Genomic DNA, 22,899 nt, shown 5'->3' on the forward strand with positions numbered 1-22,899 from the left:
GCCGGCGCGCCGATCTCGCGCGAGATGACTTGGGCCATCTCGTCGTAACGCGCGAGATACGCTTCGAGCAGACGCTGTAGCAACGCGACGCGCTCTGCCACGCGCGTCTGCGAGAACGACACGAACGCGCGCCGCGCCGCTGCCACCGCGCGGTCCACATCGCGTGCATCGCCGAGGGCGACTTCGCCGATCGTTTCTTCGGTCGATGGATCGATGACAGGCAAACGCATGCTGCCGAAAGGCTCGACCCATTCGCCGTCGATATAGAACTGCTGTAGATGTCGCATGTTTTCGAGTAGTGGCGGATCGTTCAGGAAGCGTCAGGCGGCGTGCGCGCTGTCGAAAGCAAATGCCCGCGGTCGATTTTGCGCGACGCGCTTGGACAAACCGGCATCGAGCTCGGCCGAGCGGGCCTTCTTTTGCGTGCGCTCGACGAAAGCGCTCGGCGTCATGCCGCATAGGCGCTTGAAGTGCCGCGCAAGATGACTCTGATCGAAAAAGCCGACTTCCGTCGCGACGACCGAACCCGGCACACCCGCGAGCAACAAGGTCTGCGCGCGCCGCACACGCAGCTCGCACAGGTACTTGTACGGCGACAGCCCGAATTGCTCGCGAAACACGGTCGCGAAGCGCGATACGCTCAGCGCCGAGAGATCGGCGAGTTGCGCGAGGCTCACGGTCTTGTCGAAATTGGCTTCGATATAAGCGAGCGCGTCGACGAGATTGGCTTGGCTCATGGCGAAGTCTCGGAGGTGACCGATTCGGCGTGCGTCGACGAAGCGCGCTGAAATCGTCCAATGGAAAACGATGTGAGGTCGACTGGCGTGCTGCCGCTATCGAGCAACTCGGCGAGCGTTTCGCCGACGCCCGGCCCGATCTGAAAGCCCGATCCGCTGAAACCAAACGCATAGAAAAGACCATCGGCTTTCGTGCTTGGGCCGATCACCGGCTCCGAATCCGGCAGATAGCTTTCCACGCCGCTCCATACGCGAATCACATGCAGCGGGCGCATCGCGGGCACCATGCGGCAGAACTGCGCCATCTGTGCGACCGTATTCGCGGGCAGCACGGATGCGCGCCGCGTGCCGGCATCGGCGGGACCGGGAGGGCCGCCACCCAGCACGATATTGCCGCGCGGAATCTGCCGGAAGTACACGCTCTCTTCTTTGATGGACGTGTACACGCCCATCGAAAACTGGAAGACGTAGGGCACGGGCTCGGTCACGGCCATCTGCGGACCGCGTGCGGTGAGCGGCACAGGCTCGCCGAACTGCGTCGATAGCGCATTGGCCCACGCGCCCGCGCAGATCAGCACCTGCTCCGCGCGATACACGTCGCCCGTTGCGCTTTCCACGCGAAAGCCGCCCGCTTCCTTTTCGACGCGCACCACTTCCGTGTTCTCGACGATGCGCGCACCGAGCCGCGCCGCCGCGCGGCCGAACGCGGGCGCGGCGAGACGCGGGTTCGCGTGGCCATCGAGCGGCGAGATCGATGCGGCGAGCACATCGCGGCCGAGGAACGGAAAGCGCCTGAAAAGGGCCGCGCCTTCCAGCACATCGAGATCGAGGCCATACGCGCGCGCATCAGCGGCATAGCGATGAAAGTATTCCGCGTCATGCGCGTGATAACACACACGCGTATGCCCCGACGGCAGGAACTCGACGTCCTCGCCGAGCAATTCGCGCGAACGCCGCCATGTGTCGAGCGCACGATTCGACATCGCGAGTTGTTCGAGCGCGCGGCCTTGGCGACGCACGCCGCCGAAGTTCACGCCGCTCGCCTGCTGTCCCGTCAGACCGCGTTCGAGCAGAATCACCGAACGCTTGCGTCGGCGCAGAAAGAAAGCGGTCGAGGTGCCGACGATGCCGCCGCCGATCACGATCACATCGGCGCGTTCGATCATTCACTGGTCTCCATGTCCTCGTGCGGCGCAAGCGCCATCGGTAAAGGTTTGACGGGCGCCTGCCCGCGCAGGCGCCCGACTGCTTCGAGCGGCACGCGTGCTTGCGCGGCGATCACTTCCGCGCCCGCATGCGCGCAGAACCGGCCCTGGCATCGGCCCATGCCGACACGGGAGAATGCCTTGGCGCGATTCGCTTCCTTCGCGCCCATGTCGTTCACGACGCGCCTCAGCTCGCCGGCGGTGACCGCTTCGCAGCGGCAGACGATGGTTTCGTCCGGCAGCGTGGCCGCGAATCGCGCGGGCCACGGGAATGCGGTACGCAAGCCCGCCGCGAAACGCGTGAAGCGGCTTAGTTGCGTACGCAATTTGTTTGCTTCATCTTCGTTGCAGGTCATGCCGATGTCTTTGATCGCCGCAAGCGCGGCAAGCCGTCCCGCGCGTTCAGCGGCATCCGCGCCGCGCACACGCGCGCCATCTCCCGCGAGATAGACGCCCCTTACGTTGCTGCGGCCGTCTTCATCGGCGACGGGAAGCCACTGTTGCAACGCATGATCGAAACGGAATTCGCAGCCCGCGAGATCGGCGAGTTGAGTTTCGGAGCGCAGGTGATAACCGAGCGCGACGGCATCGCATTCGACTTCGAGCATTGCGCCATCGGCAAGCGTCACGCGCACGGCTTGAACGCCACGCTCAGGTGTGCCGCGAACCTCGACCGGCGTAATGCCGCGATGAATCGGCACGCGCGCATCCTTGAGAATGCCCATCAGCGCGATGCCTTTCTTCAGCGTCGATGGAATCGCGAGCAGTTGCGGCAACGCGCGCAGACGTTGCGCAAAAGTCGATGTATCGAGCACTGCGCTCACCGTCGCGCCCGCTTTGACGTATTGCGCGGCGACGAGATAAAGCAGCGGCCCCGTGCCCATCATCACGACGCGAGAACCGATCGCGCAGCCCTGCGATTTCAGCGCAACCTGCGCGCCGCCGAGACTATAGGTTCCCGCGTGATGCCAGCCAGGCACGGGCATCACGCGATCGGCCGCGCCGCTGCAAATGATGAGCGCATCGAATGCAAGCTCGCGATGATGCGTGCCGCTCACTACATGCACCGCGTTCGGCGCTACGTTCCACACGAGCGTATCGGGCATATGGTCGATGTGCGGGCGCAATGCATCGAAGGCCTCGTGCAACGCACGCGCGCGTTGCGCCTCGGTGCCGTACAAGGTGTCATAGGTGCGCGTGAATCCTTCCGGCTGACGACGATAGATCTGCCCGCCATCGCGCCGGCTTTCGTCGATCACCACGGGACGCAAGCCGGCTTCAACGAGCGCCTGCGCCGCGCGCACGCCTGCAGGCCCCGCGCCGATCACGATCACAGTCGCGGCCATACGCCCTCCTCGGCTTGCGAGAGACGCGTGACAATGGACATGCCTTCGACCGCCGGCGTCGTGCACGCGCGCACGCGCTCGCCGGCTTCCGTCCACACCCAGCAGTCCTGGCATGCGCCCATCACGCAGAAACCCGCACGGCGTCCGTCGCCGAACTCGGAATCGCGCAAGTCTTCCTGCGAGGTGAGCAGCGCGACCATCAACGTGTCGCCTTCGGACGCGAGCGCACGTCTGCCGTCGATGACGATACCGAACGTCCTGCGCTCTTTCTCCGCGACCCTCACGAAACGTCCGCTCATGCCGTCTCCGCTTCTGTGGACTGCATGCGCGAGAGATCGCCCGCGCTGTGATGACACAAAATCTGCGCGCCCGACGGCAAGGTCTTCCTCGCTGGCGGCGTCACATTGCATTTGCCGTCGATGCGCGCCGAACAACGCGAACGGAAGCTGCACAGTTCGGGCGCATCGCTTTCCGGGCCGAGCACGGGCAACGCGCCGAGCGCCATCGCGCGGCGCGAATCGAGCCAGCCGGGACGCAGCGCGGGCACCGAGTCGATGAGCAAGCCCGTGTAAGGGTGATAAGGCGGATGCGAAAGCGCATCGCGCTGGCCCGCTTCGACGCACTGGCCCGCATAGAGCACGATTACTTCGTCGCAGATCGCGCGCACCGTCGAGATGTCGTGGCTGATGAACATGTACGACACGTGCAGTTCGCGGCGCAGTTCCGCGAGCAGATCGAGGATCGCTGCGCCGACGACGGTATCGAGCGCAGACGTCACTTCATCGCAGAGAATGAGTTCGGGATTCGCGGCGAGCGCACGCGCGAGGTTCACGCGCTGCTTCTGTCCACCCGACAAACCGCCGGGCTGACGCTTCGCAATCGATGCGGGCAGCTTCACCAGATCGAGCAGTTCGAGCATGCGCTTTTGCGCAGCCGCGCCGCGCAAGCCGTGATAGAAGTTCATCGGCCTGGCGAGGATATCGGCGATGGTGCGGCTCGGGTTCAGCGCGGTATCGGCGTTCTGAAACACTATCTGCACGCGCCGATACTGCTCCAGCGTGCGCTCCGACAGCTTCGCGGGCAAGGGCTTGCCATCGAGCAGCACGTCGCCGCGCGCACGATCGACGAGGCCCGCGATCACGCGCGCGAGCGTCGTCTTGCCCGAGCCGGATTCGCCGATCACGCCGAGCGTGCTGCCGCGCGCGATCTTCAGGCTCACGTCATCGAGCACGCGCACGGCGGGCACGCCGTTCGCATCGATACGGCCATAGCCCGCGCTCAGGTTGCGTATTTCGAGCAGCGGCACGTCGCGCGCTTCGTCGGGCATCGTGAGCTGCGCTTCCGGACGGCGCGTAGCAGCAAGCAGTTGACGCGTGTAATCGTCGGCGGGTGCATCGAGCACTTGCGCGGTCGCGCCGTTCTCGCGCACGCGGCCGCCATTCAATACGACGATGCGATCCGCCATCTGCGCGACGACCGCCAGATCGTGCGACACGTACACGGCTGTCGTGCCCAGTTCGCGCACCACGCCCTTGAATGCGGCGAGCACTTCGATCTGCGTGGTCACGTCGAGCGCGGTGGTCGGTTCGTCGAACACAACCACGGCGGGATCGGTGATCAACGCCATCGCCGCCATGAGCCGCTGCAACTGACCGCCCGACACCTGATGCGGATAACGATCGCCGATGGTCTCGGGGTCCGGCAATGCCAGCGAACGGAAGAGACCGATTGCCTTCTCACGCGCGGCGGCGGGCGTCATCAGCTTATGCAGCAGCGCGGGCTCGGTGACCTGATCGATGATCGTGCGCGCCGGATTGAAGCCCGCCGATGCGCTCTGCGCGACATACGCGACCGTTCGTGCACGCAATGCGCGACGGCCCCTGGCGTCGAGCGACAATACATCCGTATCGCCGATCTTCACCGAGCCGCCCGCAATCGCGCATCCGCCGCGCGCATAGCCGAGCAGCGCGAGCGCGATCGTCGTCTTGCCCGAACCCGACTCGCCGATCAGCGCGAGCACTTCGCCCTTCTTCACCGTGAAATCCACGCCTCTCACGATCTCGACGACCGGATCGGGCGTCACGCCCGCGACGACGCGCAAGCCTTTCACTTCGATCATGTTCGTGCTCGTTGCCGTATTCACTGAGCGCCTCCATGCGAACGCGCGCCATGACGACGCAGGCTGTCGATAAGCAGATTCACACCGACGGTCAGCGTCGCGATCGCCACCGCGGGCATCAGCACCGCGGGCGCGCCTTCCGAGAGTCCGCCGATGTTCTCGCGCACGAGCGAGCCCCAGTCCGCATTCGGCGGCTGCACGCCGAGGCCAAGGAAGCTCAGCCCCGAGAGCAGCAGCACGATGAACACGAAGCGCAGGCCGAAGTCCGCGAGCATCGGATGAATCATGTTGGGCAGCACTTCCACGCGCGCGATATAGAAGAGTTTCTCGCCGCGCGCCTTCGCCACCTGCACATATTCGAGCGTCATGATGTTCACCGCGAGCGAGCGCGAAATGCGGAATGCCCCGGGAATGTAGGCGAGCGCGGCGACCATCATCAGCATCGGAATGGATGAGCCGAACGCCGCGATCACGACGAGCGCGAGAATCTTGCTCGGGATGGAAATGAGCGCATCGAAGAGGCGGCTCAGCACTTCATCGACCCAGCGCCCCGACACGGCGGCGATGAGACCGAAGAACGTGCCGATGACGCTCGCCGCCACCGTCGATGCGAGTGCGAGACCCACCGTGTATTGCGTGCCGTAGAGAATGCGGCTCAGCATGTCGCGGCCGAGATAGTCGGTGCCGAGCAAATGCGCCGGGCTATACGAGCCGAAGACTTCCGTCGACGTGAACGCGCCGCCTTTATACGGCGCGATGACCGGCCCGATGAATGCAACCGCTAGCCAGAACACGACGATGAAAAGACCGACGAGCCCCAGCACGGAGAAGCGATCGACGAGGCGCTTCGGCATGCTGCGCTTGACGACGGGCGCCTGTTCCTGCGGCGCATCGGCGGGAGGCTGCTCGTATAGCACGGTCGTGGCGTGAGAAGAGACGTTCCGGTTCATCGTTGACGCAGCCTCGGGTTGGAGACGATCTGAGCCAGATCGGCAATGAGCACGAGCGCGAGATAGGCCGCGCAGAAGACCATCACGCAGCCCTGCACGAGCGGCATGTCGCGATTGGTGACGGCATCGACCATCAGGCTCGCGAGACCGGGATAGTTGAAGATCGATTCGACGATCACCACGCCGCCGAAGAGATACGACAGCGAAAGCGCGACCGCGTTGGCAATCGGTCCAATGGTGTTCGGCAACACATGCCGCAAGACGACACGCATGGGCGTTGCGCCCTTCAGAAAGGCCATTTCCACATACGACGCATTCAGTTGATCGAGCACGGCCGCACGCGTCATGCGCGCCATCTGCGCAACGATCACGCAGCAGAGCGTCATCACCGGCATCGCATACGTGCGCACCAGGCCGCCGAACGACGACACATCCGACAAATACGACAACGCGGGCAGCCAGCGCAGCTTCACGGCGAAGATCAGCACGGCGATGGTCGCGACGAGAAACTCGGGCACGGCGACGGTCGACAGCGTGAGCACATTGAGCACGCGATCGACGAGCGAGCCGCGATACATCGCCGATGCAATGCCGATCACGAGCGCGAGCGGCACGGACACGAGAGCGGTCAATCCCGCGAGCACGAGCGAATTCGGCAGACGCGTCGAAATCAGTTCGCTGACCGGCAGATTGTTCGACAGCGACGTGCCGAAGTTGCCCGTCATCACATGCACGAGCCATTGAACATAGCGCGTGAGCGCGGGTTGATCGAGACCGAACTGATGCCGCAGCGCCGTCACCTGCTCGGGCGTCGCCGCCTGACCGAGCGCCTGTTGCGCGGCATCGCCAGGCAACAGTCCGGTGATGCCGAACACCACCATCGACACGATCAAGAGCGTGAGCAGCGCGAGGCCGAGGCGCGCGGCGACGAGTCGTTGCGCATGAACTTTCATCGGATATCGCCTCTCGTTGAAGGGTTGACTTCGCGCGCCGCCGCTTCAAGCCGGCGCGCGTCCGCTGTCAAATCACGCTCATGCTTCGAGCCACACGTTTTCGGCGAACATCCAGCCCATCAGACCCGCGAGCGGAATGCCGCCAAGACCCTTGAGCTTCGCGCTGTGCGCATCGAGCGAGCTCTGGAACATCGGAATGCCGATGCCGCCATCCGTATGCACGAGCTCCTGCATGTCGCCGTAGATCTTCTTGCGCTTCGCTTCGTCCGGTTCGCCGCGCGCGGCGACGAGCATCTGGTCGAACTGCGCGCTCTTCCAGTTCGCTTCGTTCCACGGCGCGTCGGACTTGAAGAACTGCGTGAAGATCACATCCGCGCTCGGGCGCGCATTGATGTTGCCGAAGCCGAGCGGATGCTTCATCCAGTGGTTCGACCAGTAGCCATCGGATGGCACGCGCACGACTTGCAGATTGATGCCGGCCTGCGGCGCGACCTGCTGCATCAGCACGGCCATTTCGACGGAGCCTTCCGCCGCCGGCGATGCGTACAGCTGGATCGGCGTGTTGCCGACCTTCGCCTTCTGGAAGTGGAACTTGGCCTTGTCGGGATCGAACGCGCGTTGCGGCAGGCCCGACATGTAGTACTTGTTGCTCGGATCGATCGGCTGATCGTTGCCGATCGCGCCATAGCCGCGGAAGATCGTCTTGCGCATCTGCTCGCGGTCCATGAGATACGTCATGCCGCGACGAAAATCCGCGTTGCCCGTGATGCCGCCGTCGTCGCGCATGATGAGGTCGGTGTACTGGCCTGTCTTCGTTTCCAGCACCGCGAAACCCGGCGTGCCCTTGATGCGCTCGGTCGAACGCGCGCTCACCGCGTTGATGAGCTGCACGTCGCCGGACATGAGCGCGTTCACGCGCGCGGGTTCATCCGCGATGCCGATGAGTTCCACTTCATCCAGATGCGGCATGCCCGGCTTCCAGTACTTCTCGTTGCGTACGCCCACGGTGCGCACGCCCGGCGAGAACTCCTTCAGCTTGAACGGGCCCGTGCCGACGGCGGTCTTGAAGTCTGTCGTGCCGTCTTTGATGATGAGGAAATGCGAGTCCGCGAGAATCACGGGCAGGTCCGCGTTCGCACCCGTCAGCGTGATGGTCAGTTCGTTCGGGCCGGTCGCCTTGATCTCCTTGAACTGATCGGCGAGCGTCTTCGCCTTCGAGGCGACAGCCGGGTCTTTATGACGCATCAGCGAATAGATGACATCCTGCGGCGCGAGCGCTTTGCCGTCGTGGAACTGCACGCCGTTGCGCAGCTTCACGACCCATACGGTCGCGTCTTTCGTTTCGAGCGACTCGGCGAGCGCCATCTTCGCGCCGAGATGATTGTCGAGTTCGGTCAGGCCGCTATAGAACATGAACGCGCGGGCGTAGTCCGTGCCGAGCGCGCCCTTGGCGGGATCGAGCGTATCGGCGGCCGACGACGACTGCGTCGCCACGCGGATGCGTCCGCCCTGCTTCGGCTTGTCCTGCGCGAAAGCCGCGCCGCTTGCGCTCAGCAGCCCCGCGCCTGTCACTGACAGCAAGCCGCCCGCGGCCATCGCGCGAAGGACGTTGCGCCGCGACGCGCCGCGGCGCGTCAGTTCTTCGAGCCGTTTGCCGGCATCGGCATGGACAAGTGCTTCAGGCGATGTGTCGATGCTCATGAACTTCTCCGCGATAGGGACTGTGAATGTTCGACGGCTCTTTGATTGAATGCTGGCCGCCTGTCTTTGCTTCGATGCTTCAATAGAACACGTCTTTGATCGAGTAATACGCGCCGACGAGCGGTAAGAACCACGGCTTGCCCGTATGACCCGGAATCGCGGGCCAGTCGAAATCGCGCCACGGGTTCGCATCGGCGTGGCCGTTCATCACGTCGGCCATGATCTGGCCCATGTGCGTCGACATCTGCGTGCCGTGGCCGCTGTAGCCCATCGAGAAATAGATGCCGTCGTGCTGGCCCGCGCGCGGCAAACGATCCGCAGTGATATCGACGAGACCGCCCCAGCAATAGTCGATGCGCACGTTGGCCAGGCTCGGGAAGATCGCTGCGAGATTCGCTTGCAGAATGCGGCCGCTCTTCGCATCCGATGGGCGCTCGGATGCGGTGAAGCGTGCGCGCCCGCCGAGCAGGAGACGCGCATCGGGCGTCACGCGAAAATAGTTGTGCATCAGGCGGCTCGTCGTGTACGAACGCCGGTTCGGCAGCAGCCGTTGCAGTTGGTCCGCAGGCAGCGGCTCCGTCACGATGATGAACGAACCCACGGGCGCGAGTCTGCGCCGATACCACGAGAACGGGCCGTGCTTCGACGGGCCCGTCGCGATCAGCACCTGCTTCGCGTGCAAGGCGCCGCGCCTGGAATCGATTCGATATGCGCCGCCTTCCTTCGTGATTCCCGTGACTTCCGCGTGCTCGTAGAGACGCGCGCCTTGCCTGACCGCTGCCTGCGCAAGCCCGGCGGCGAACTTGCCCATATGCATCTGCCCGCCATGACGCTGCAGCAAGCCGCCGTAAAAGGCATCGGACTGCACTTCGTTGCGGACCTGCGCGCGATCGAGCAGATCGATGTCCGGATCGACTTCACGCCGGATCAGCTCGGCGGTCTTCGCGATATGGTCGAGATGATGCGGCTTCGCGGCGAGCTTCAGCTTGCCGGACGCGAGATAGTCGCAATCGATGTTCTCTTCGCGGATCAGACGCTCGACGGTGTCCACCGCCGCCGCATACGCGCGATAACAGCCTTGCGCCCGTTCGACGCCGAGTTGCGCGCGCAGCGCCGCATAGTCCTGCGCGACGCCCGTATTGCACTGACCGCCGTTGCGCCCCGACGCGCCGCCGCCCACGCGCCCGGCATCGAGCACGACGACGCCCGCGCCGCGCCTGCCCAACGCGAGCGCCGCCGACAAGCCCGTGAACCCGCCGCCGATCACGGCGACATCGGCCTGGCCATCGGCCGGGCCTTCGCACGTCGGGATCATCGCGGGCGCGGTGTCGAGCCAGTAGGAGTCGAGTTTCATCGGCATTGCTCGCGTGGAAGTGGCTTTCTTTACAGACCGAGTTGCGTGGCGAGATCGCCGATGGTGTCCACTTCGTAATACTCGTAGTACGGCGTGCCCGGCTCATGGCCGCGCTTCACGAACGCCTTGTGCTTGATGCCCATGTCGTGCGCGGTCATCAGGTCGTAACGCAGGCTCGACGACACATGCAGCACGTCCTCCGGATTGCAGTTCAACTGATCGAACATGTATTCGAAGCCCTGCATGCGCGGCTTGTACGATTGCGCCTGCTGCGCCGTGAATACGCGATGGAACGGCGCGCCGAGCTTGTCGACGTTGCTCTGGATCTGATCGTTCGATGCGTTCGACAGAATCACGAGCTTGTACTTCGTAGCGAGCCGCGAGAGGCCTTCCGGCACGTCCGGATGCGGGCCCCAGGTCGGCACGGCGAGGTAAAACTTTTCGGCTTCCGCTTCATCGAATGCGACGTTCGTGCGTTCGCACGTGCGGCGCACGGAGTTGACGATCACGTCGCGATACGGCTTCCACGCGCCGAGCACTTCGTCGCGGCGATAGCCCGCGAAGAACTTCACGAATTGTTCGAGGTCGTCGCCTTGCAGGCGGTCGCCGTACATCTCGCGGGCCATATCGGCCATGCGGAATTTCGTCAGCGTGCCGTAGCAGTCGAACGTGATGTACTTCGGCTCGAAATCGATCATGGTGTCAATCCTGTCGTGTGATGAACCCGTCCGGAGTTCAGTGGTGAAAACAAGAAACAGCGATGTGTTGATGAAAATTTAAACAGTGCAAAAATGACTGATGGCGTCGAATGCGTGCCTCGCGGCGACATAAGTCATGCGTTTTGAGGCATCGCCACAGCAGAAAATGCGGCGCCTTTTTTGCACGATCGTGCATGTCTTGTGCGCCTCATCCTTCCGTATCGATGAGCACGCTCTTGAAGCGCAGATTCGCTTCATAAGCCTGCCGTCCGAGGTCCTTGCCGATACCCGAGCGCTTGTAGCCGCCGGTCGGAAGCACGAAGTCGCTCGTGCGGCCATAGCGGTTCACCCAGACGGTGCCCGCCTCGATGCCGCGCACCATCCGCAAAGCCCGCCCGATGTCCGCCGTATGCACGCCCGCGGCGAGACCGTATTTAGGATGCGCCGCGAGTTCGAGCGCTTCTTCTTCCGTATCGAAAGACTGCACGGTGAGCACGGGGCCGAAGATTTCGCTGCGCACGGCGTCGTTGTCCTGCGTGACATCGCATAACAAGGTCGGCGCGTAGAACGCGCCCGGCGTCGCCGCATCCGCGCGCTTTGCGCCGCAACGCAAGGTCGCGCCGCCCGCGATGCTGCGTTGAACGATCGCGTCGATACGTAGCGCCTGCGGCTCGGAGATGATCGGCGGCAGCGTCGTGCCCGCGGCCCACGTCGCGCCGGCTTTGAGTTCGCCGAATGCCTGCGCGATGCGATCGGTCAGCTCGCCGGCGATTGCGCGCTGCACGAGAAGCCGCGAACCCGCAACGCACACTTGTCCGGCATTGCCCGTGATCGCGCCGGCAATGCGCCGCGCTACATCATCGATGCGCGGTGCATCCGCGAACACGATCTGCGGACTTTTGCCGCCCAGTTCCAGCGTGACCGGCTTCGTGCCGGTTTCGGCGCATGCGGCCATGATCGCGGCGCCGGTGCGTGTCGATCCCGTGAACGTCACTTTGCCGATGCGCGGATGACGCACGAGCGCGTCGCCGGTCGTGCGGCCATCGCCCTGAACGACGTTGAAGATGCCCGGCGGCACGCCCGCTTCCAGTGCGAGCTCGGCGAGACGCAGCGTGGAAAACGGCGTCATCTCCGAAGGCTTCAGCACCACCGCGTTGCCCGCCGCGAGCGCGGGCGCGGCCTTCCAGATGCCCATCACGAGCGGAAAGTTCCACGGCGCGATCGCGCCGATCACGCCGTAAGGCTCCGCTATCGTCATGCCCAGATGCCGATGATCGGTCGCCGCGACATCGCCGCCGATCTTGTCGGCAAGCTCCGCATAGAAGCGGATGCTTTCGGCGGTGAACGGCACGTCCCAGTGGTACGCATCTCGCACGGGGCGCGTCGAGCCGAGCGCTTCGAGCGGCGCGAGTGTGGCGGCATCGGCGGCGACGAGATCGGCGAATTTGCGCAATACTCGCGCTCGCTCGCGCGGCGCGCGGCGTGCCCAGTCGCTCTTCTTGAACGCGCTGAACGCGTTCTGCACGGCGTAGTCGATCATCGCGTCATCGGCGACAGGCACCGATGCATACGCGACGCCATCCGATGGCCGCGCGACCTCGATGCGCGACGCGCCCGCATCGATCAATTCGCCGCCGATGAAATGCCCGCTCCTGATGACGATGCTGGCAGGATCGAACCGGTCCATATGCGTGAGTCCTCTTCCGTGATGCTGCGTTGACATGGCTTCATCGTAGGACCGGAGCACCGGCATATTTCGCCGACAAAATTGCCGATACAGCACAGCATGCGCGTTCTTGCGGCGATAACCCGTGGTTTTGCGTTGCACCACATGCGCCGGTCCATGCACCATGCGTGACAGGAAGATCGTCCTAGCCACGCGCGCGCTGCGGTGTCAAAGTTGCGATAAATGTATTCAAGGTCAGGAGGCCGGCGTGCCCGACTCGAGCAATAACAATGTGGTCGAATACCGGGCTTTCACGCTCGACGATATTCCCGCGGCGCACGCGCTGTCGGCCTCCGTCAAATGGCGGCATCGCGCGGACGACTGGCGCTTCGCGGCGCGTCTCGGCGACGGCCTCGCCGCCGTCGATCCGGCGGGCGCGCTCGTCGGCACGGCGCTCGCCTTTCCGTTCGGCGCGAACGCCGCGACGCTCGGCATGTTCATCGTGTCGCCGGAACATCAACGGCAGGGCATCGGACGCGCGCTGCTCGACCGGCTGACGGCGAAGCTCGGCTCGCGCACGCTCCTGATTCACGCATCGAACGAAGGCAGGCCGCTGTGCGAGCAACGGGGCTTCACGCGCATCGACACGATTCAACAGCATCAGGGTGCGGCGTTTCAACCGCCGCTGGTTTCGCTGCCGCCCGGCGAGCGGCTGCGTCCGATCGGCGCGAAGGACACGCCGCGTCTCGCCGAACTGGCATCGCGCGCGAGCGGGCTGGACCGCTCGGCGCTGCTTCCGCAACTGCTCGATGTCGCGAGCGGCATCGCGCTCGATCGCGACGGCGAGCTGATCGGATTCGCGCTCTTCCGGCGTTTCGGCGACGGACATGTGATCGGTCCGGTGATCGCACCCGAATCGCCGGATCAGAGCCGCGCCAAGGCGTTGATCAGTTACTGGCTCGCGCTGAACGCGGGCATGTTCGTGCGCGTCGATACGCCCTTGCGATACGGGCTTTCCTCGTGGCTCGAAGGGCTCGGGCTGCCGCTCGTCGATACCATCGAGCAGATGGCGTTGAACGGCGTGCCCGCCGCCGATGCCACGCTCACGCAGTTCGCGCTGACGAGTCAGGCGGTGTGGTAGTCGCGTGCGCGCAGACATCGGCGGAAGCGGCTTTCACGCCTTGTCCAGCCACGCGAACTCCGCGAACCGATAGCCCATCACGCGCCCCGAAGGCGTGCCCTTCAATCCGCGCAAGGTCGAGCTCTGTGCGTCGATGAAGTTGATGAATGCGGGAATCACGAGACTGTTCTTCTCGTAGATGATCGTCTGCATGTCGCCGTACATCTGCTTGCGCTTCGCTTCGTCGCGCTCGCGGCGCGCCTGGGTCAGCAACTGATCGAACTGCTCGTTCTTCCATCCCGACTCGTTCCAGTTCGCATTCGAGCGGAAGAACTGCGTGTACAGCAGGTCGAGCGTCGGGCGCGGCAGGATGGAGCCGTAGGTCATCGGATACTTCATCCAGTACGTCGTCCAGTAACCGTCGGCGGGCACGCGGCGCACGTTGATATCGACGCCCGCCTGCTTCGCGGCCTGCTGAATCATCATGGCGGAGTCGAGCGCGGTTTCGACCGATGGCGGCGCGATGATCTCCGCACGCGCGCCTGGCGTGCCGGCCTTCTTGAAGTGGAACTGCGCCTTGTCCGGATCGAACGTGCGCTGCGGCAATCCCTTCATGAAGTACGGATGCCACTCCGGCACCGGATGATCGTTCGCAAGCGTGCCGTGGCCGCGCAGCATCACGTTCACGATGCGCTGCCGGTCGTGCAGATACTTGACGCCCTCGTTGAAGTCCGCGCTCTTCGTCGGCAGCATGTCCTGCCGCAAGGCGAGGTCCGAGTAAAGCTGCGACGGACTTTCGAGCACCGTCACCTTGCCTGTCTGCTTGACGCGATCGACATCGCGCGCGGGCAGCGGCGAGATGAGCTGCACGTCGCCCGCGAGCAGCGCATTGGTGCGCGCCGCGTCGTCGCCGATGCCGATGATCTCCACTTCGTCGAGATACGGGCGCCCCGGCTTCCAGAAGTTCGGGTTGCGCGCGCCGATGCAGCGCTGCGCCGGCGTGAACTCCTTGCACGTGAACGGGCCCGTGCCGTTCCCTTTGGAGAAGTCCGTCGTATTCGCGGCGACGATCACCAGATGCGGAATCGCGAGCAGCGCGGGAAGGTCGACGTTCGGCTCGGTCAACGTGATCTCGACCTTCAGCGGCCCCGCCGCCTTGACCGAGCTGATGCCATCGACGATCGACTTCGCCTTCGATGCCGTCGCCGGATCCTTGTGGCGCATCAGCGAAAAAACGACATCGTCGGATGTGAAGGGCTTGCCGTCGTGGAAATGCACGTTGGGCCGAAGCGTGACGGTCCATTTCACGAAGTCGTCGGATTCGAGCTTTTCCGCGAGCGCGTTCTGCGTCTTGAAGTCGGCGTCGAGTTCGGTGAGGCCGCTATAGAACATGTACGCGCGTGAATAGTCGCCGGTATGCGTGCCCTTCGCGGGATCGAGCGAATCCATGAGCGACTGGTTCGCCAGCGCCACGCGGATGCGTCCGCCGCGTTGCGGCGCGGGCTGCGTCGCGGCGAACGCGAGTGACGATGCGCCCGGCAGGATGAGCGTCGCCGCGCCCGCGGCGGCCAGCGTCTTCATCGCCTTGCGGCGGCCAGGATCGGCGACTACGAGTTCCTTCGGCAATATCATGGTCAGCCTCGCTCGGTCATGTCGTTATGCGGATGGTATGGCGGATACGATGCAACCGGCCTTCACAGCGCGAGGCATAGCCTGCAGGCGTCGTAGATGGCCGTGTGAATGTCGCGCGACGCGCTCGCGTCGCCAATGCGGTAAAGATGGAACTGTCCTTCTTCGCCCTTCTGCACTTCGGGCTGCGGCTTGCCCGTGGCGAACGCTTCGAGATCGGTGTAGCCGTCGTTGACGGAATACATGCGCGTCGCCTCGAACAGATCATCGACTGCGAGCATGCCGCGCTCGACGACGACATGATCCGCTTCCATCTCCACGAGATCATTCGTCAGGTGATGACGGAACACGGCCCGGCGCTTGCCGGTATCGGACGTGCTCACTTCGATGAGCTCGATGTTCGTGCGCACGGGCACGTCCCAGCGCGCGATATTGCGCATCCAGACCTGATCGTCGCCGCGGCCGCCGGTTTCCTGCGCCGGCATGCTGTCGATGAGCGCGAGCGATACATCGAGGCCCGCATCGACATAACGCTCCGCGCACAGATAAGCGTTGTGGCGGCCGGTGCCGTCGTACACGAGCACGCTGCCTTCGCGCGGCGGCGTGTCCGTGAGCGCGTCGAAGACCGACTTGCACAGCTCGCCGCCCGGCAGCGCATCGAGATTGGGCAGACCGCCCGTCGCGATGATGACGACATCCGCGCCATGATCGAGCACGTCGCTCAGTTCGGCGTAGTGGTTATAGCGCACGTCTACGCCGAGCTTTTCGATCTGCGCCACGCGCCAGTCCACGATGCCGATGAGGTCGCGCCGCCAGCTTCCCGTCGCCGCCAGCAGCATCTGTCCGCCCGCCGTCGAGTTCGCTTCGAGCACGGTGACGTGATGGCCGCGCGTCGCGCAGATGCGCGCAGCTTCGAGACCCGCCGGTCCCGCGCCTACGATGAGCACGCGCTTCTTCCGCGCGGCTTCGGGTATGTCATGCGTGAGATAGGTCTCGCGCGACGTCGCCGGATTATGGATGCACGTCGCGCGGAAGTTGCGGCAAAACGATGCGCCGACGCACGGCCGCGCCTCGTCCTCCTTGCCCGCTGCGACGAGCTTCACGAGATGCGGCTCCGCGATATGCGCGCGCGTCATGCCGACCATGTCGAGCAGGCCTTCGCGGATCGCGTAGCGCGCGGTGGCGAGATCGGCGATCTTCGCTGCATGAAACACGGGCAGATCGACTGCGCGCTTGAATGCGGCGGCTTTCGGCAGCCACGGCGCGGACGGCACGAACATCCCCGGCATGGAATTGACCGCGAGCGACATCTTCGTGTCCATGCGCCCGAACGTGACGTTGAAGAAGTCGAAAAGGCCCGTGCCTTGCAGAATGCGCGACATCTCCAGCCCTTCCTCGAAGCTGCATCCGTCTTCGAGCGCGAAGCGAAAGCCGACGATGAAATCATCGCCCACCTGCTTGCGAATCTCCTCGTGAACCTCAATCGCGAAGCGCACGCGATTCGCCGTCGAGCCGCCGTATTTGTCGGTGCGCAGGTTCACGGTCGGGTCCATGAACTGGCCGATGAGATGACCGCCCGCATGCGATTCGATGCCGTCGAGGCCGCCATCGCGGCAGCGCTTCGCCGCGAGGCCGAAATCGCGGATCACGCGTTTGATGTCCGCGTCGTGGATTGCTTGCGGCATGGCGCGGTGCAGCGTTTCACGCACGGCCGATGGAGCGATCATCGGCAGCCACGGCTCCGTGTACGCATCGCCGCGCCGCCCGAGATGCGTGATCTGGCACATGAGCGCCGCGCCGTGCGTGTGGATGCGATCGGAAAAGCGCCGCAGATGCGGCACCACGGCGTCGGTTCCGACGTTGATCTGCTGGAACGTGTTCGGACTGTCGAGGCTGACGTTCGACGACCCGCCGAACATCGTCAGCGCGATACCCCCTTTCGCCTTTTCCTCGTGATACCGTTGATAGACCTCCTGCGGGAATTCGTCGCGCGTCAGACGGCTTGCGTGACTCGTGCTCATCACACGATTTTTGAACACGAGATGCCTGAGTGCGAATGGCTGAAGCAACGGGTCCGACGAAGCAGTAGTCATGGCCTGCCAGATGAAGTGAGCGTCGGACTCAAGGTAAGGAGGTCAATATGCGCCGTCAAATTACAAATCGATGCATGCCCCATAACATGGTGTTGTATGAGTCTGCGACTTCCCTCGCTTCAGGCACTGGTCGTTTTCGAAACATCCGCGCGGCTGCTGAGCTTCACCAAGGCCGCCGGCGAACTCAACGTAACGCCCGTCGCGGTGAGCCGCATGGTGGCGCGGCTTGAAGACGCGCTCGGCTTCAGGCTCTTCGAGCGCACGAAGCTAGGGCTAACCCTGACCGATCGCGGTGCAACATTGCAGCACGCCGTGGCTTCCGGCTTCGGGCAGATCGGCGACACCATCGAGGAGCTCAAGCGCGACCACGCGCAAGGCGAGATCGTCACGCTATCGCTCGCAAGCGGTTTCGCCGCGTTATGGCTCCTGCCCCGATACGCCGAGTTTCGCCGTGCGTTTCCTTCCGTCAATCTGCGCTTGCAGGTGATGGCGGGACGGTTGTATGGACCGCTCGAAGATGCGGACCTCGGCATCCGGCTGCATGGTCCGGGTTCGGACAAGGACCCGCTTCTGCTGTGTCCGGAGATCATCGTGCCCGTCTGTAGTTCGAACTATCTGGCGCAGTTCGGTCCGCTCGATGCACCGAAGAGCATCGACGGTCACGCCTACATTCATCTCGACGTGACCACGCTCTCATGGGCTGATTTTCATCGGGCGACGGGACTCTCGGAGAAAGGCATCGGCGAAGCGGTGCATCACACCGACCCGGGACTTGCCGTGCAATGCGCGATGCTCGGCCAGGGCGTCGTGCTCGGCTGGCTGCTCGCGGTCGCGGCGCCGCTCAACGAGGGCAAGGTCATTCCCGCGTGGGATCGCTATATCGAAACGGGCTCCAATTACGTGCTCGAATTTCGCTCGTCGAATCCGTCGGAGAGCACGCGCGCGGTGGCGCGGTGGCTCATCGACGAGATGAAGAAGGAACTCGACGACGCGCGGCGCGTGCTGGCTTTGTTGAAAGCGGTGCCCAAGCACCGCGTCGATCATGCGAGCACGCTTTGAGCGTCGTCATGACGCCGCTGCCGACGCGCGCTCGCGCTGCCAGCAGCGCAGGCCGAAGAGCGGCACGACGCCATAAGCGTGATCGAGCATGTCCGACAGCAGGCTTTCGTATCGCTCCCAACGTATCTCGTCGATAAACACGCAAATCTCCAGCGCGACGATGGGCGCCGTCGACTGCACCTGGCGAATCACGAGCGGCATGTCACGGCGCACGGCCGGATGCTCACGGAAATATCCGCTGAGATAGAGCCTGTACAAGCCGAGGTTCGTGCGGCGCTCGCCTTCGGGCATCGCGAGCGGTCGTTCGAATGATTCGCGCAGCCGCGCGAGCAAGGCATCGTCGGGGAAGCGGATGGTATCCACATCGAAGTGAATCGCGTGCCGCAGGCGCCGCCCGCCGGACGCGATCATGCCGCGCCAGTTCTTCACGCTGTTGGTCAGGAGAAGCTGGCTCGGCAGCATGACGACCGTGTTGTCGAAGTTGCGCACCTTGATCGTGTTCAGCGCGATGTCGATCACGATGCCATCGGCGACGAATCCCGGCACTTCGATCCAGTCGCCCACGCGCAGCATGTCGTAGGCCGCGAGCTGAATGCTGGCGACGAAGCCGAGGAGCGAGTCGCGAAAGATGATGATGAGCAGCGCCGTGACGGCCGAGAGACCGGTGAGCAGATAAACCGGCGAACGCTCCAGCAGCAACGACACCACCGCGATCAGCGCGACCAGATATACGACGATGGTCGCGATTTGCAGAAAGCTCTTGATCGGCCGTTCGCTCGCGGAAGGAAAGTGGCTGTATCGCTCGTCGATGCTGTCGCGCAACGCGAGCGCCGCGCGCACGAGCGTATAGACCATGTAGCAGGCTGCAAGGATGGCCAGCGGGTGGCCGAGCGCAGGAATGACCGGGAACGAGAGGCCAGAGAGCAACGGCGCCGACGCATAGATGATTGCCGCGGGCACGAGCGGCGCGAGCCGGTGAAACACGCGATGACGCTCCGCCGCGATCAGCCACTTGCGCCCTTCCTTGCGTGCGAGCCGGCCGACGATCAGGAGCATGATCGAGCGCGTCACGTAGTAGCAGATCACGCTCGCCAGCAGGATCGCCAGTAGCAGGGCGGCCACCAGCAGTGTCGCGACGAGCCAGCTCTCGGTGGCGACGTGGACTTGCCAGTCCGGTCCGACTTCGAAACGCAAGGTGTTGCCGAACATGGACGCTCCCGATGTGGGCGAAGCGAAATGATTATTCAGGCGAATCGGACGTGGCACTTGCTCCGCTGGCTATTGTAGTAGCGTCGTCTTGATCATCGGGTGCCCATGTGACGCACGAAGGTACTTCGCATCTGCGGATTTTCCCGCTAGAATTCGGTCCCCTTTGCCCAGGTGGCGGAATTGGTAGACGCACTATCTTGAGGGGGTAGCGCCGCGAGGCGTGCGGGTTCGAGTCCCGCCCTGGGCACCAGTCGCATCGGCGACGACTTCCGTTTTCTTCTGTTCCTTGCGTCCCGAACGTGCCTTGTGCATCTCCGGCGGCGCAGTCAGGCCCGCTACAGCCGCCCCCGACTGCATCAGAAACTCCCTGAATGCATTGGCGACCTGAGGCAGGCGCCGCTCCGACATATGCACCACATGCCACGCCCGCTCGATCGGCGTAGATGGCACGGGCAGCGTCGCGAGCAAGCCCGCCTGCATCTCGAGCGCGCACGCGTGCAGCGAAAGAAACGCGACGCCGAGTCCCGCTTCGACGAGCTGCTTGATCGCCTCGTTGCTCGATAGCTCCGATGCGGCATGCAGCTTCAATCCCGCTTCCTTGAAAAGCCCTTCGATCGCGACACGCGTGCCCGAGCCGCGCTCCCGGACGAGCAGATTCGCCGATTCGACATCGGTCAGGCTCAGGCGCCTGGCGTGCATGAGCGGATGCGACGGCGCGGCGACGAACGCCATCGGATGCTTCGCGAATGCCGCCGCGTTCGTGCGCAATTCGCGCGGCTGACGTCCCATGATCGCGAGATCGATTTCATTCGTCGCGAGCATGCGCACGATGTCATCGCGATTGCCGATGCGGAACTGCAGCTTCACGCCGGGCCGGTCTTTCGTGAAGCGCACGAGCAGCGGCGGCACGAGATACTCCGCCGTCGTGATCGCGCCGATGCGCAGCGTGCCGCCCAGCTCGCCGCGCAGCGCCGCCACTTCTTCGCCGGCTTCATTCCACAGGCTCAGAATCTCGTTCGCATAACGCGCCATCACTTCGCCCGCGGCCGTCAACTGCACCTCGCGCCCTACCCTGCGCAAGAGCGGGGTGCCGGCCGCCTCGCCCAGCAGCGAAATCTGCAGCGACACCGCCGGCTGGGTGAGATGCAGTTCGTCGGCGGCGCCCGAGATGCTGCCCACGCGCGCAACGGTCTGCAGCGTGCGCAACTGGCGGAAAGTCGTCGTCTTTAACATTAGTGAAAACTTATGAGTCGGCGATAAATACTCAATGGCGCAAATGTTTTCGCGACCTTATATTTTTTCCAACGAGGTCGTCAAGCATCCACAGCACTCCCGGGAGGTCCATGATGTTGAATCCGTATGCGCAACAGCAGGTCGATTCGCCCCATCGCATCGTCGTCGTGGGCGGCGGGGCCGCCGGGCTGGAGCTCGCGACGCGTCTGGGCAATGGCGTCGGCAAGCGGCGCCGCGCCGAAGTGATCCTCATCGACCGTTTCCCGACACACTTCTGGAAGCCGCTTCTGCACGAAGTCGCATCAGGCCAGATCGACGCGTCGAGCCATCAGATCGATTACGCCGCGCATGCGAAGTGGAATCACTTCCGCTTCGAGCAGGGCGCGCTCGCGAGCATCGATCGCGGCCGCCGCGAGATCGTCATCGACGAGACGACCGATATCGACGGACGTCCGCTCCTGCCGAAGCGAACGCTCGCATTCGATACGCTCGTGCTCGCGCTCGGCAGCGTGACGAACTTCTTCTCGATTCCGGGCGCCGAACGGCACGCATTGACGCTTGAGACGGTGGAGCAGGCAGAGACGTTCAGGCGGCGTCTGCTGTCGAGCCTGCTGCGCTCGAGTCACGCGCGGCAAGCGACGCCCGGCGCGAGCGCGACACCTGTTTCGGTGACGGTGATCGGCGGCGGCGCGACCGGCGTCGAACTGGCCGCCGCGCTGCGTGGCTCGGCCGAAATGTTGCGCGACTATCACCTCGCCTCGCTCGATCCGGCGCGTGACATCCGCATTCGCCTGCTGGAAGGCGCGCCGCGCGTGCTGCCCGCGCTGCCCGAGCGCATTTCGGCGCGCGCCCAGGACGTGCTCGCCGGGCTCGGCGTCGAGGTTCGGCTGGGCTGCCGTGTGCGCGCGGTCGATGCGAATGCCGTTTCAACCGTGGACGGCGAAACGCTCGCCAGCGACATCACGATCTGGGCCGCGGGCGTGGAAGGGCCGCCCGTGCTGCGCACGCTCGAAGGACTGCCGTTGAACAGGCTCGGGCAGGTCATCGTCGATGCAACGCTGCAGGTCGAACCCGGCTCGGGCATCTACGCGATGGGCGACTGCGCCGCGTGCGCCGCATCGAAAGGCGACGCGCTCGTGCCGCCGCGCGCGCAGGCCGCCTGGCAGCAGGCCGTCTATCTCGCCGATGCGCTCGCGCGCCGCCTCGACGATTGCGCCGTGCCGCTTTTCTCCTATCGCGATCAAGGCACGCTCATTTCCTTCGGACGCGCGGGCGCGGCCGGCGCGCTGATGAGCGAGTTGCTGCGGCAGCCGCTTTTCATCGACGGATGGTTCGCGGCGTCGTGCTACCGGCATCTGTATCGCCGGCACATCATGGGTCTCACGGGTGTCAAGCGAGCCGTGATGTATGCCGCGAGCCAATGGCTGCGCGAACGCGTGCGGCCCACGGTGAAGCTGAACTGAGGCGGCGACTGTCCGCGCAAGCCCGCGTGAACGGGCTGCCGTTTCACCGCATCGCCACGGCCTCGCCAGGCTGCGAGCGGCCCGACACGAGGCATTGCGACCTGAATGCGTCGCGCTGGCTGCTCGCGGCGGCATGACTGAAACCCTTGCTCAGGGCGTCGAATTCGACTTGCGCGGCGCTCTGGGCACACGAGGCCGCGCCGATGTCGTGTCCCTGCGCGTGAAGCATGGCGCGATCGGCGACGAGGTACGCGACGAGTGCGAATACGACGGCCTTGAATGTTTTCTTCATGCTTGTCTCCTTGCGGTCTAGGCTAAGGGCCAGCGGGCCGCGGGCAAATCAGGGCAACCCCGGAGCGAACGA

General features: G+C 64.3%; 19 protein-coding genes, 1 tRNA gene and 1 pseudogene. 4 read left to right on the plus strand and 17 right to left on the minus strand.

Going from position 1 to position 22,899, the window contains the following annotated elements; translation table 11 throughout:
* The 12 genes from NCR38_RS28980 to NCR38_RS29035 form a co-directional block, all read right to left on the minus strand.
* Window positions 1–287: aldehyde dehydrogenase family protein (locus NCR38_RS28980; RefSeq protein WP_143756433.1), on the minus strand; the 287-nt coding region annotated here is incomplete at its 3' end.
* 33 nt (window positions 288–320) lie between these two features.
* Window positions 321–737, minus strand: coding sequence for a helix-turn-helix domain-containing protein (locus NCR38_RS28985; protein WP_061121224.1), 417 nt, complete (start codon window positions 735–737; stop codon window positions 321–323).
* Entirely contained in the window at window positions 734–1,903 is a 1,170-nt protein-coding gene (locus NCR38_RS28990; protein WP_061121223.1) for an FAD-binding oxidoreductase, read from the minus strand. Before NCR38_RS28990 ends, NCR38_RS28985 begins: the two co-directional genes overlap by 4 nt.
* Entirely contained in the window at window positions 1,900–3,288 is a 1,389-nt protein-coding gene (locus NCR38_RS28995; RefSeq protein WP_061121222.1) for an NAD(P)/FAD-dependent oxidoreductase, read from the minus strand. Before NCR38_RS28995 ends, NCR38_RS28990 begins: the two co-directional genes overlap by 4 nt.
* The gene (locus tag NCR38_RS29000; protein WP_061121221.1) at window positions 3,273–3,587 is read right to left on the minus strand and encodes a (2Fe-2S)-binding protein; all 315 of its coding nucleotides are present in this window, start codon (window positions 3,585–3,587) and stop codon (window positions 3,273–3,275) included. The genes NCR38_RS28995 and NCR38_RS29000 overlap by 16 nt, the downstream gene beginning before the upstream one ends.
* Window positions 3,584–5,407, minus strand: coding sequence for an ABC transporter ATP-binding protein (locus NCR38_RS29005; RefSeq protein ID WP_061121233.1), 1,824 nt, complete (start codon window positions 5,405–5,407; stop codon window positions 3,584–3,586). The genes NCR38_RS29000 and NCR38_RS29005 overlap by 4 nt, the downstream gene beginning before the upstream one ends.
* Window positions 5,408–5,427: 20 nt before the next feature.
* On the minus strand, window positions 5,428–6,357 hold the full coding sequence (locus tag NCR38_RS29010; RefSeq protein WP_061121220.1) for an ABC transporter permease: 930 nt from the start codon (window positions 6,355–6,357) through the stop codon (window positions 5,428–5,430).
* Window positions 6,354–7,310, minus strand: coding sequence for an ABC transporter permease (locus NCR38_RS29015; RefSeq protein WP_061121219.1), 957 nt, complete (start codon window positions 7,308–7,310; stop codon window positions 6,354–6,356). Before NCR38_RS29015 ends, NCR38_RS29010 begins: the two co-directional genes overlap by 4 nt.
* Before the next feature lie 78 nt (window positions 7,311–7,388).
* Window positions 7,389–9,011, minus strand: coding sequence for an ABC transporter substrate-binding protein (locus NCR38_RS29020; RefSeq protein ID WP_061121218.1), 1,623 nt, complete (start codon window positions 9,009–9,011; stop codon window positions 7,389–7,391).
* A 79-nt stretch (window positions 9,012–9,090) separates the two neighbouring features.
* The gene (locus NCR38_RS29025; RefSeq protein WP_061121232.1) at window positions 9,091–10,365 is read right to left on the minus strand and encodes an FAD-binding oxidoreductase; all 1,275 of its coding nucleotides are present in this window, start codon (window positions 10,363–10,365) and stop codon (window positions 9,091–9,093) included.
* A 29-nt stretch (window positions 10,366–10,394) separates the two neighbouring features.
* A complete protein-coding gene (locus NCR38_RS29030; protein WP_061121217.1) occupies window positions 10,395–11,063 on the minus strand; it encodes a haloacid dehalogenase type II in 669 nt (222 codons plus the stop codon).
* Between the two features lie 208 nt (window positions 11,064–11,271).
* Window positions 11,272–12,750: an aldehyde dehydrogenase gene (locus NCR38_RS29035; RefSeq protein WP_061121231.1), complete on the minus strand. Its 1,479-nt coding sequence runs from the start codon at window positions 12,748–12,750 to the stop codon at window positions 11,272–11,274.
* A gap of 247 nt (window positions 12,751–12,997) precedes the next feature.
* On the opposite strand from NCR38_RS29035, the gene NCR38_RS29040 reads away from it, so the two are divergent.
* A complete protein-coding gene (locus tag NCR38_RS29040) occupies window positions 12,998–13,870 on the plus strand; it encodes a GNAT family N-acetyltransferase (protein ID WP_250478038.1) in 873 nt (290 codons plus the stop codon).
* A 33-nt stretch (window positions 13,871–13,903) separates the two neighbouring features.
* Here the strand turns inward: NCR38_RS29040 and NCR38_RS29045 are convergent, their stop codons facing one another.
* Together NCR38_RS29045 and NCR38_RS29050 are read right to left on the minus strand one after the other, a co-directional pair.
* On the minus strand, window positions 13,904–15,481 hold the full coding sequence (locus NCR38_RS29045; RefSeq protein ID WP_061121215.1) for an ABC transporter substrate-binding protein: 1,578 nt from the start codon (window positions 15,479–15,481) through the stop codon (window positions 13,904–13,906).
* A gap of 62 nt (window positions 15,482–15,543) precedes the next feature.
* Window positions 15,544–17,571, minus strand: coding sequence for an FAD-dependent oxidoreductase (locus NCR38_RS29050; protein WP_061121214.1), 2,028 nt, complete (start codon window positions 17,569–17,571; stop codon window positions 15,544–15,546).
* Between the two features lie 96 nt (window positions 17,572–17,667).
* Between NCR38_RS29050 and NCR38_RS29055 the strand changes: the two genes are divergently transcribed.
* Window positions 17,668–18,630, plus strand: coding sequence for a LysR family transcriptional regulator (locus tag NCR38_RS29055; RefSeq protein ID WP_061121213.1), 963 nt, complete (start codon window positions 17,668–17,670; stop codon window positions 18,628–18,630).
* A gap of 6 nt (window positions 18,631–18,636) precedes the next feature.
* On the opposite strand, the gene NCR38_RS29060 is transcribed toward NCR38_RS29055, so the two are convergent.
* Complete coding sequence (locus NCR38_RS29060; protein ID WP_061121212.1) at window positions 18,637–19,839, minus strand: mechanosensitive ion channel family protein; 1,203 nt, start codon at window positions 19,837–19,839, stop codon at window positions 18,637–18,639.
* A gap of 165 nt (window positions 19,840–20,004) precedes the next feature.
* On the opposite strand from NCR38_RS29060, the gene NCR38_RS29065 reads away from it, so the two are divergent.
* Window positions 20,005–20,089, plus strand: a tRNA-Leu gene (locus NCR38_RS29065).
* 47 nt (window positions 20,090–20,136) lie between these two features.
* Here the strand turns inward: NCR38_RS29065 and NCR38_RS29070 are convergent.
* Window positions 20,137–21,072 (minus strand): annotated as a pseudogene (locus NCR38_RS29070) (LysR family transcriptional regulator); the annotation flags it as partial.
* A gap of 110 nt (window positions 21,073–21,182) precedes the next feature.
* On the opposite strand from NCR38_RS29070, the gene NCR38_RS29075 reads away from it, so the two are divergent.
* Window positions 21,183–22,535, plus strand: coding sequence for an NAD(P)/FAD-dependent oxidoreductase (locus NCR38_RS29075; protein ID WP_061121211.1), 1,353 nt, complete (start codon window positions 21,183–21,185; stop codon window positions 22,533–22,535).
* Between the two features lie 43 nt (window positions 22,536–22,578).
* Here the strand turns inward: NCR38_RS29075 and NCR38_RS29080 are convergent, their stop codons facing one another.
* Window positions 22,579–22,827: a hypothetical protein gene (locus NCR38_RS29080; RefSeq protein WP_061121210.1), complete on the minus strand. Its 249-nt coding sequence runs from the start codon at window positions 22,825–22,827 to the stop codon at window positions 22,579–22,581.
* Window positions 22,828–22,899 lie beyond the last annotated feature (72 nt).

The organism is Caballeronia sp. INML1 (assembly GCF_023631085.1).
Taxonomy (GTDB): Bacteria; Pseudomonadota; Gammaproteobacteria; order Burkholderiales; family Burkholderiaceae; genus Caballeronia; species Caballeronia turbans.

Coding starts and splice junctions, on each gene's coding strand:
- NCR38_RS28985 (WP_061121224.1), bottom strand. CDS start 737: ATGAGCCAAGCCAATCTCGTCGACGCGCTCGCTTATATCGAAGCCAAT.
- NCR38_RS28990 (WP_061121223.1), bottom strand. CDS start 1,903: ATGATCGAACGCGCCGATGTGATCGTGATCGGCGGCGGCATCGTCGGC.
- NCR38_RS28995 (WP_061121222.1), bottom strand. CDS start 3,288: ATGGCCGCGACTGTGATCGTGATCGGCGCGGGGCCTGCAGGCGTGCGC.
- NCR38_RS29000 (WP_061121221.1), bottom strand. CDS start 3,587: ATGAGCGGACGTTTCGTGAGGGTCGCGGAGAAAGAGCGCAGGACGTTC.
- NCR38_RS29005 (WP_061121233.1), bottom strand. CDS start 5,407: ATGATCGAAGTGAAAGGCTTGCGCGTCGTCGCGGGCGTGACGCCCGAT.
- NCR38_RS29010 (WP_061121220.1), bottom strand. CDS start 6,357: ATGAACCGGAACGTCTCTTCTCACGCCACGACCGTGCTATACGAGCAG.
- NCR38_RS29015 (WP_061121219.1), bottom strand. CDS start 7,310: ATGAAAGTTCATGCGCAACGACTCGTCGCCGCGCGCCTCGGCCTCGCG.
- NCR38_RS29020 (WP_061121218.1), bottom strand. CDS start 9,011: ATGAGCATCGACACATCGCCTGAAGCACTTGTCCATGCCGATGCCGGC.
- NCR38_RS29025 (WP_061121232.1), bottom strand. CDS start 10,365: ATGAAACTCGACTCCTACTGGCTCGACACCGCGCCCGCGATGATCCCG.
- NCR38_RS29030 (WP_061121217.1), bottom strand. CDS start 11,063: ATGATCGATTTCGAGCCGAAGTACATCACGTTCGACTGCTACGGCACG.
- NCR38_RS29035 (WP_061121231.1), bottom strand. CDS start 12,750: ATGGACCGGTTCGATCCTGCCAGCATCGTCATCAGGAGCGGGCATTTC.
- NCR38_RS29045 (WP_061121215.1), bottom strand. CDS start 15,481: ATGATATTGCCGAAGGAACTCGTAGTCGCCGATCCTGGCCGCCGCAAG.
- NCR38_RS29050 (WP_061121214.1), bottom strand. CDS start 17,571: ATGACTACTGCTTCGTCGGACCCGTTGCTTCAGCCATTCGCACTCAGG.
- NCR38_RS29055 (WP_061121213.1), top strand. CDS start 17,668: ATGAGTCTGCGACTTCCCTCGCTTCAGGCACTGGTCGTTTTCGAAACA.
- NCR38_RS29060 (WP_061121212.1), bottom strand. CDS start 19,839: ATGTTCGGCAACACCTTGCGTTTCGAAGTCGGACCGGACTGGCAAGTC.
- NCR38_RS29075 (WP_061121211.1), top strand. CDS start 21,183: ATGATGTTGAATCCGTATGCGCAACAGCAGGTCGATTCGCCCCATCGC.
- NCR38_RS29080 (WP_061121210.1), bottom strand. CDS start 22,827: ATGAAGAAAACATTCAAGGCCGTCGTATTCGCACTCGTCGCGTACCTC.